This window comes from Rhodoferax sp. GW822-FHT02D07, from assembly GCF_058802405.1.
Genome location: NZ_JBXAOD010000013.1, coordinates 1 through 1,658 on the forward strand (window position 1 = coordinate 1; position 1,658 = coordinate 1,658).

The 1,658-nt window shown below is 62.8% G+C and carries 1 protein-coding gene and 1 pseudogene; both read left to right on the forward strand.

Annotation, left to right across the window (positions count from 1 at the left end; genetic code table 11):
- Window positions 1–213: pseudogene (locus AC1RNN_RS19650) on the forward strand (tripartite tricarboxylate transporter TctB family protein); the annotation flags it as partial.
- Between the two features lie 24 nt (window positions 214–237).
- A partial coding sequence (locus tag AC1RNN_RS19655) for a tripartite tricarboxylate transporter permease (RefSeq protein WP_493091412.1) occupies window positions 238–1,658 on the forward strand: 1,421 nt, incomplete at its 3' end.

Consider the following 1,658-nt stretch of genomic DNA (forward strand, 5'->3'; position numbering starts at 1 on the left):
TGCATAGGCGGCCTGCCCAGCATTGGCTTGAAGCCCCTGGGCCTGATCGTGGGCATCTACCTGCTCACCTACATCGCCAGCCACGCCGGCGATGAGCACCAGTTCAAGGAAGTCGCCATCCTGGCCACCGTCCTGGCCGTCCTGAGCTACCTGGCCTTCATCGTCCTGCTCAAGCTGCAGTTCCCCGTCTGGCCCGCCTACTTCACGGCCTAAGTCACCGCACCAGGACAGAACACCATGGATCTCATCAACAACCTCTCCCTCGGGTTTGGCGTCGCCTTCACCTTCCAGAACCTGATCTACGCCTTCATCGGCTGCCTCTTGGGCACCCTCATCGGCGTGCTCCCCGGCATCGGCCCCCTGGCCACCATCGCCATGCTGCTGCCCGCCACCTACGCACTGCCCCCGGTGGCCGCGCTCATCATGCTGGCCGGCATCTACTACGGCGCCCAGTACGGCGGTTCCACCACCGCCATCCTGGTCAACCTGCCCGGTGAATCCTCGTCGGTGGTGACGGTGATTGACGGCTACCAGATGGCCCGCAATGGCAGAGCCGGACCCGCGCTGGCTGCCGCCGGCCTGGGCTCCTTCTTTGCCGGCTGCGTCGGTACCCTGATCCTGGCGGCCTTTGCCGGTCCGCTGACCGAGCTGGCCTTCAAGTTCGGCCCGGCCGAATACTTCTCCCTCATGATCCTGGGCCTGATTGGTGCCGTGGTGCTGGCGTCGGGCTCCCTGATCAAGGCCATTGCCATGATCGTGCTGGGCCTCTTGCTGGGCATGGTGGGTACTGACGTGAACTCCGGCGTGGCCCGTTTCAGCTTCGACATCCCGGAACTGACTGACGGCATTGGCTTCATCGTCATCGCCATGGGCGTGTTTGGCTACGGGGAAATCATCAGCAACCTGGCCAAGAGCGAGAGCGAGCGTGAAGTGTTTGCCGCCTCGGTCTCCGGTCTCCTGCCGACCAAGCAGGACTTCAAGGACATGTTCCCCGCCGTGCTGCGCGGCACCGCCCTGGGCTCCTTGCTGGGCATCCTGCCCGGTGGTGGTGCGGTGATGGCGGCCTTTGCGGCCTACACCCTGGAGAAGAAGACCAAGCTGCGTCCCGGTGAAGTGCCGTTTGGCAAGGGCAATATCCGTGGTGTGGCCGCTCCCGAATCGGCCAACAACGCAGGCTCCCAGACCTCCTTCATTCCTCTCTTGACCCTGGGTATCCCGCCCAATGCGGTGATGGCGCTGATGGTGGGGGCCATGACCATCCACAACATCCAGCCCGGTCCGCAGGTGATGACGGCCAACCCGGAGCTGTTCTGGGGCCTGATTGCCTCCATGTGGATTGGCAACCTGATGCTGGTGATCCTGAACCTGCCGCTCATCGGTATCTGGATCAAGCTGCTCACAGTGCCTTACCGCTGGCTGTTCCCCTCCATCGTGCTGTTCTGTGCGATTGGCGTGTACTCCACCAACAACAACACCTTCGATATCTGGATGGTGGGTCTGTTCGGGATCATTGGCTATATCTTCATCAAGCTGGGCACGGAACCCGCTCCGCTGCTCTTGGGCTTTATCCTGGGGCCGATGATGGAGGAGTATTTGCGTCGGGCGCTGCTGCTGTCCCGTGGGGACTGGAGTGTGTTCCTGACGCGGCCTCTGTCGGC